Source organism: Nocardia sp. NPDC006630 (assembly GCF_040611495.1).
GTDB lineage: Bacteria > Actinomycetota > Actinomycetes > Mycobacteriales > Mycobacteriaceae > Nocardia.
The window spans coordinates 88,786-95,202 of the sequence record NZ_JBEXOK010000020.1 but is presented as its reverse complement, the minus strand read 5'-3'; the positions used below and the strand labels follow the sequence as shown (position 1 = coordinate 95,202).

Sequence of the window (6,417 nt, the reverse complement as noted above, 5' to 3'; positions counted from 1 at the left end):
TGTCCGACCTCTCAACCGGGGGGTATGAGAAGCCGGAACCAATAATAATATTGGCACTGACATTCATCGACACACTATTGAGTTCTCAAAGAACACACGCACGCAGAATCCCTCGGGCTCTTTGTCCCGGTTGATCTCTGCGGCTGCTTTCAAAGCTTAGCTCGCCCAGCACAGCAGAACCAAATCCGCTGATCAGGAGAACCGTGTGAGCATCAGGCGCTCGCCGTCCAACCTCGTGTCCCTGACCTCTCGGCCCTGGTCGGTGTCCGTGTCGCTCTGACTCGAATAAAGTTACGTGTTGGTCATTCGCATGTCAAATCGGCTGTTCAGGAGCGTTTTTCGTGAACCCTGTCCGACATCTGCTGTTCAGTCGGAGGTTCCGACGCGCTCGATCTCGGCTCCGAGCGAGCGCAGGTTCTCCACGAATTCCGGGTAGCCCCGGTCGATGTGGAAGACATCGTGCACTTCGGTCACCCCGTCGGCGACCAGACCCGCGAGCACCAAACCCGCGCCGGCGCGAATGTCCGAAGACCAGACCGGCGCGCTCGACAACCGCGGAATGCCGCGCACCACAGCGTGATGCCCATCGGTGCGGGCATCGGAACCCAGCCGGATCATCTCTTCCACGAAGCGGAAGCGCGCTTCGAAAATGTTCTCGGTGATCATCGAGGTGCCGTCCGCGATCGCGGCCAGGCCGATGGCCATGGGCTGCAGGTCGGTCGGGAAACCCGGGAACGGCAGCGTCGAGAAGTTCACCGCACGCGGTCTCTCCGACTGCACGACACGGAAACCGTCCGGTTCGAACGAGATTCGCGCGCCGGCGGAGCGCAGCTTGTCCAGCACCAGCGAAAGGTGTTTGGGGTTGATACCCGTGACCCGCACATCACCCTGGGTCATGGCGGCGGCGATACCCCAGGTGGCGGCGACGATGCGATCACCGATCACGCGATGCGTGGTGGGCGAGAGCTTGTCCACACCATCGATGGTCAGCACCGAGGTGCCCGCACCGGAGATGATCGCGCCCATGCGCGCCAGCATGGTGCAGAGATCGACGATCTCCGGTTCCCGCGCGGCATTGTCGATGACCGTCTCACCCTCGGCGAGCACCGCCGCCATCAGGATGTTCTCGGTCGCGCCCACCGACGGGAAGTCCAGCCGAATCCGCGCGCCCTGCAGCTGATCGGCGCGGGCCACCAGGCAACCGTGCTCGATCTCGCTGGTCGCGCCGAGCAGCCGTAGTCCCTGCTGATGCATATCGAGCGGCCGCGAACCGATGGCATCGCCACCGGGCAGCGCCACCACCGCGCGCTTGCAGCGCGCCATCAGCGGACCGAGCACGCACACCGAGGCGCGGAACTGGGTGACCGCCGGAAAGTCCGCGTGGTACTTGGGTTCTGCCGGCGTCACGATCGTCACCGTCCCGCTGTCCACCGTGACATCGCAGCCGAGACCGCGCAGCACCTCCGCCATCAACGGCACATCCAGGATGTCCGGGCAGTTGGTGATGGTGGTCGTACCCTCGGCCAGCAGCGCGGCGGCCATCAGCTTGAGGACGCTGTTCTTCGCGCCGCCTACCGCGACCTCACCGACGAGCCTGCTGCCCCCGGTCACCAGAAACCGTTCACTCACGGGGGCCAGCCTAGTGGTCCGCACCCTCGCTCGTGGCCTCTCCGCCCGGGCGCCAAAGGATGTCGCCGTCGGGGTTGGCGACCCGGCCGAGGATGAACAGCAGGTCGGAGAGTCGGTTCAGGTATTTCGCCGGCAGCGCGCTGGTGTCCTCGGGATGCGCGTCGACGGCGGCCCACGCCGAACGCTCGGCGCGTCGCGCCACGGTGCGCGCCGTGTGCAAGAGCGCGGCGAGCGGTGTGCCGCCGGGCAGAATGAACGAATTCAACGGCGCCAGAGGCTCATTGAACTCATCACACCATTTCTCGAGGCGATCGATGTACGGCTGCGTGATCCGCAGCGGCGCGTACTTCGGTTCCGCGACAACGGGGGTCGACAGATCCGCGCCCGCATCGAAGAGGTCGTTCTGGATGGTGCGCAGCACGCGCAGGATCCGTTCATCGGGAGCCCCGAGCGCGATCGCGACACCGAGCGCCGCATTGGCCTCGTCACAGTCGGCGTAGGCGACCAGCCGCGGATCGGTCTTCGACACCCGCGAAAAATCGCTGAGCCCCGTGGTCCCGTCATCGCCGGTGCGGGTATAAATCCTCGTCAAATGAACGCTCACAGAGCAACACTAACCCCGCGGTAAAACGCAACGCCTGATCTCGTGAGCTTCGGGGTAACTCCCCGGGTACCCCCAAAATCGTCGCCGCTCCCAACCGCACCACGCGTCCCCCACAGCCAGCGGCTCCCAAGCCGTGCGCCAAAGGTTCGGGGAGGCGGGTCAGCCTACCGGCGGCGGCGGATGCGCTCCGACGGGCGCGATTCCACCCAGGAGAGGAAGGCGGCCAGGGCGCCGCGATCGAGCGCGAGCTCATAGCTGCCCTCGCCGTCGGAGACATTGATGATGGCCTCGTCATTCATGATGTCGAACTCATCGCCCTCGGGGGCGCGGCGACCGCTGGCCACCTCGATGCCGAGACGGCTGATCGTGCAATCCGGACCCAGCTTGAGGCTGGAGAGTTTGTAGAAGACGAGATTGTCCTCGCCGTAGCGGATCAGGCCGTGCCGCCAGCCCGCGCCGTGCCCGCGCACCGGCAGCGTGCGCAGGAGTGCGGCGGTACCACCGCGACGCAGCATGACGAGGCGATATGTCGAGGCCAGAGCCAAACCGACAAGCAACAGCACCAGAATGATCAGCACCACCATTCCGGTTCGCAATGCTGCTCCATCCCTTCACATCAGCCTCGGGTGTCTTTCACGAATCGGCCAGCGGCCGGACCCCGTGTTCGGTCGATACTAGCGACCGCGAGAACGCGGGGTCCGGCCATCCACCTAATGTGACGTATGCCCTGTTCAGCCCATGGTGAAGGGCTCACCCCAGAGGGCCAGGTTCCCGATGAAGGTCGTGGTGTCGATTTCCGCCAGCACGAAGGATCGGGCCTGTGCGTAACCACCGCAGCCGTTCACCGCGAACGTCTCGTCGACCCAGCTGACACTGGCGTGCGGGCCGAGAATCTTGTTGTAGCGCTTGTGCGACTCCTGGCCGTAGTCGTCCGGCATCTCCAGATCCAGCATCAACTGCGCGACGGCCTGCCCCGGCCCGAGGGTGATGCCACCGCCGAGGCCTTCCGAGGGCTGCAGGTTCGACAGCCCGCCGGCACCCAAAGTTGCTGACTCACCGGCATTTTCGCTCGGTGAGAACGAGTTGATATCCACCTGGCAGCCGACCACGTACCCCGGGGAGATCTTGATCGTCGCCGTCGCGGCGCTCGGCCCGTTGAGGTCCACGCTGCCGCGCCCGGTCACCCACACATTGCGATGCAGCGGCGTATCCCCCATCGACGGATTGATCTTGGCCGATTCCCCGTCGATGCGCAGCGTGACGACGGTACCGTCCGCCAATGTCCGGGAAATCACCCCGCCGGGCAGCGGAATGATGGTGTCTGCGATCGCCGTACCGGGTGCGTGGACACCGGATACCACCAGCGCCGCCAGCGCCGTTCCGAAAAGCCTTCCGCCCCGCAGCTTCCTCTTCGTGCCGAACATGCGATCCCTTCGCGTCGGAGTCCTGCAAAAGCCTGTCGAAGCGTCAGCCGAGACTGAACGGCTGGCCGTAGAGCGTCACCTTCGCGTAGTCCGCACCGATGACTTCGACCACCGAGAACTGGCGAGCCTGCGCATATCCGCCGCAGCCCTGGATATCCATCGGAATGTCCTGGTACTGCATCTGGTAGGTGTCGCTCTTCACCAACTCGATGTTGTTGATCGACAACCAATTCACCTGGCCGGGCGACAGCGGAAAACTGAATCCACCGATCAGACTCGGTGAGGTACTGATCGTGAAGGCGGTATTGGCGGTCAGCGCGCCGAGCGCCACCTGGCATCCCACGACGTATCCCACGGTCAGGTTGGAGGAGCCGTGCGTGCCCGAGTCGTTCGTGCCGGGAAAGTTCTTGGGGCCGTTGTTCGGTCCCACGGTGCCGTCCGGCACCACGACCTCGGCGATCACATTGCCGCTGAGCCAGGCCGTGCGCCCCGCGCCATTGGATGCCAGCGACGGCGAAATGATCGCTCGCTCACCGACACTCGTGATTTTCACGCCCGGTCCCTCGATATGACCGTCCGGCAGCGGGACGATGGTGTCGGCCAATGCCGCACCCGGTGAAAAGAATCCGAGGCCCACCACGACTGCCACCGCGGCGACCATCCATCTGCTTATCCGAAGCCCGTTCATTCACCCCTCGCTCATCGTGGCGAGGCCACACCCGCTCATACCCGGGCGAGACCGCGCTGCGCCAACTCATTGAGGTAAAGCTGAAAGTGCTGAAATAGCCGAGACATTGCGGAGTGGTTCAGATCACATCCGCAGCCGCTGTGAGTGTAAACCCGGTGTGAGTGTAAACGACAAGAGCGGCGGCCCTGGGATATTTCCCAGAGCCGCCGCTCATTTGCCGAGAAAAAGCCTTAGGCCTCGGCAGCCTTTTGCAGTGCACGAACCTGACCTTCGGCGATGGCCCGCGCGGCCGGGTCCGCATCGGCATCGGCGAGCACGGCCTTGGCGGCCGCCTCGTCGATATCGCCTGCGAACTCGGCGGATTCGGCGAGCACGCGCACCGAAGTGGCGGTGACCGAGAAGAATCCGCCGTGCACGGCCGCGACAATGCGCTCGTCGTTGTCGGACACGATGGTCACCGTGCCGCCCTCGACCAGCTGGCCGAGCAGCGGTTCGTGGCCGGCCAGGATGCCGATCTCACCCTCCGTGGTCTGCGCGGAGACGAAACTCGCCCGCCCCGACCACAGCGATCGCTCGACAGCGACCAGATCAACTGACATATCTGCCATGGGTGACTACTTCCCGGCGATCTTCTTCGCAGCGGCCTCGACGTCGTCCAGGCCACCGCAAGAGTTGAACGCCTGCTCGGGCAGGTGATCGAACTCGCCCTTGCAGACGCGGTCGAAGTCGTCGATGGTCTGCTCCAGCGGAACGACCGAACCTTCCTGGCCGGTGAACTTCTCGGCGACGATGAAGTTCTGACCCAGGAACTTCTCCAGACGACGGGCACGGCCCACGAGGACCTTGTCGCCTTCGGAGAGCTCGTCCATACCGAGGATGGCGATGATGTCCTGCAGTTCCTTGTACTTCTGCAGGATCCGCTTGACCTCGTTGGCCACGAAGAAGTGCCGATCGCCGACGATCGACGCCTCGAGAATACGAGAGGTCGAGGTCAGCGGGTCGACGGCCGGGTAGATGCCCTTCTGCGAGATCGGGCGCGAAAGCTCGGTCGTCGCATCCAGGTGGGCGAAGGTGGTCGCCGGCGCCGGGTCGGTGTAGTCGTCGGCGGGGACGTAGATCGCCTGCATCGAGGTGATCGAACGGCCACGGGTCGAGGTGATCCGCTCCTGGAGCTGACCCATCTCGTCCGCCAGGGTCGGCTGGTAACCGACGGCAGAAGGCATGCGGCCCAACAGGGTCGAGACCTCGGAACCGGCCTGGGTGAACCGGAAGATGTTGTCGATGAAGAGCAACACGTCCTGGTTCTGCACATCGCGGAAGTACTCCGCCATGGTCAGGGCCGACAGGGCGACGCGCATACGCGTGCCCGGCGGCTCGTCCATCTGGCCGAAGACAAGGGCGGTGTCCTGAAGGACGCCCATCTCTTCCATTTCCAGGTGGAGGTCGGTGCCCTCACGGGTACGCTCGCCGACGCCCGCGAACACCGAGGTGCCGGAGAACTCGCGAGCGATACGGGTGATCATCTCCTGGATCAGCACGGTCTTGCCGACGCCGGCGCCACCGAACAGGCCGATCTTTCCACCCTTGACGTACGGGGTGAGGAGGTCGATGACCTTGACGCCCGTTTCCAGGATCTCGGTCTTACCCTCGAGCTGGTCGAAGGCGGGCGGCTGGCGGTGGATGCCCCACTGCTCGCCGTCGCGGCCGAGGCCCGGGGTGTCCAGGCAATCGCCGAGGGCGTTGAACACGTGGCCCTTGACCACGTCACCGACGGGAACCGAGATCGGCTTGCCCGTATCGGTGACGGTGACGCCACGGACCAGGCCGTCGGTCGGCTGCATCGAAATGGTGCGCACGATGCCGTCGCCCAGGTGCTGCGCGACCTCGAGGGTCAGGGTCTTCGCGACGGACGGGAGGGTGATCTCCACGTTCAGCGCGTTGTAAAGCTCGGGGATGGACCCGCGCGGGAACTCGACGTCCACGACGGGGCCGATCACGCGGGAGACGCGGCCAGTGCCGGCGCCGACCCGTGTTTCATTGGTGACAGCTGCGGTCATTGCTTCTCTTCCTAC

At 64.7% G+C, this 6,417-nt stretch carries 7 protein-coding genes; all 7 read right to left on the bottom strand.

Annotated elements, in window-relative coordinates:
* Positions 1-366: 366 nt before the first annotated feature.
* Positions 367-1,629 carry a UDP-N-acetylglucosamine 1-carboxyvinyltransferase gene (gene murA, locus ABZX86_RS38840; RefSeq protein ID WP_355131223.1) on the bottom strand — a complete coding sequence of 421 codons (1,263 nt, stop codon included), beginning with the start codon at positions 1,627-1,629 and terminating at the stop codon, positions 367-369.
* 10 nt (positions 1,630-1,639) lie between these two features.
* On the bottom strand, positions 1,640-2,233 hold the full coding sequence (locus ABZX86_RS38835; RefSeq protein ID WP_355131221.1) for a cob(I)yrinic acid a,c-diamide adenosyltransferase: 594 nt from the start codon (positions 2,231-2,233) through the stop codon (positions 1,640-1,642).
* 164 nt (positions 2,234-2,397) lie between these two features.
* Entirely contained in the window at positions 2,398-2,829 is a 432-nt protein-coding gene (locus ABZX86_RS38830) for a DUF2550 domain-containing protein (RefSeq protein WP_297618543.1), read from the bottom strand.
* Between the two features lie 135 nt (positions 2,830-2,964).
* Positions 2,965-3,657, bottom strand: a complete 693-nt coding sequence (locus tag ABZX86_RS38825) for an MspA family porin (protein ID WP_355131218.1) — start codon at positions 3,655-3,657, stop codon at positions 2,965-2,967.
* Between the two features lie 43 nt (positions 3,658-3,700).
* Positions 3,701-4,306, bottom strand: a complete 606-nt coding sequence (locus ABZX86_RS38820; protein ID WP_355131216.1) for an MspA family porin — start codon at positions 4,304-4,306, stop codon at positions 3,701-3,703.
* A gap of 269 nt (positions 4,307-4,575) precedes the next feature.
* Complete coding sequence (locus tag ABZX86_RS38815) at positions 4,576-4,953, bottom strand: F0F1 ATP synthase subunit epsilon (protein WP_327144013.1); 378 nt, start codon at positions 4,951-4,953, stop codon at positions 4,576-4,578.
* A gap of 6 nt (positions 4,954-4,959) precedes the next feature.
* Positions 4,960-6,402 (bottom strand): F0F1 ATP synthase subunit beta, encoded by a 1,443-nt coding sequence (atpD, locus tag ABZX86_RS38810; RefSeq protein WP_327144012.1) that lies wholly within the window; start codon positions 6,400-6,402, stop codon positions 4,960-4,962.
* Positions 6,403-6,417: the final 15 nt, after the last annotated feature.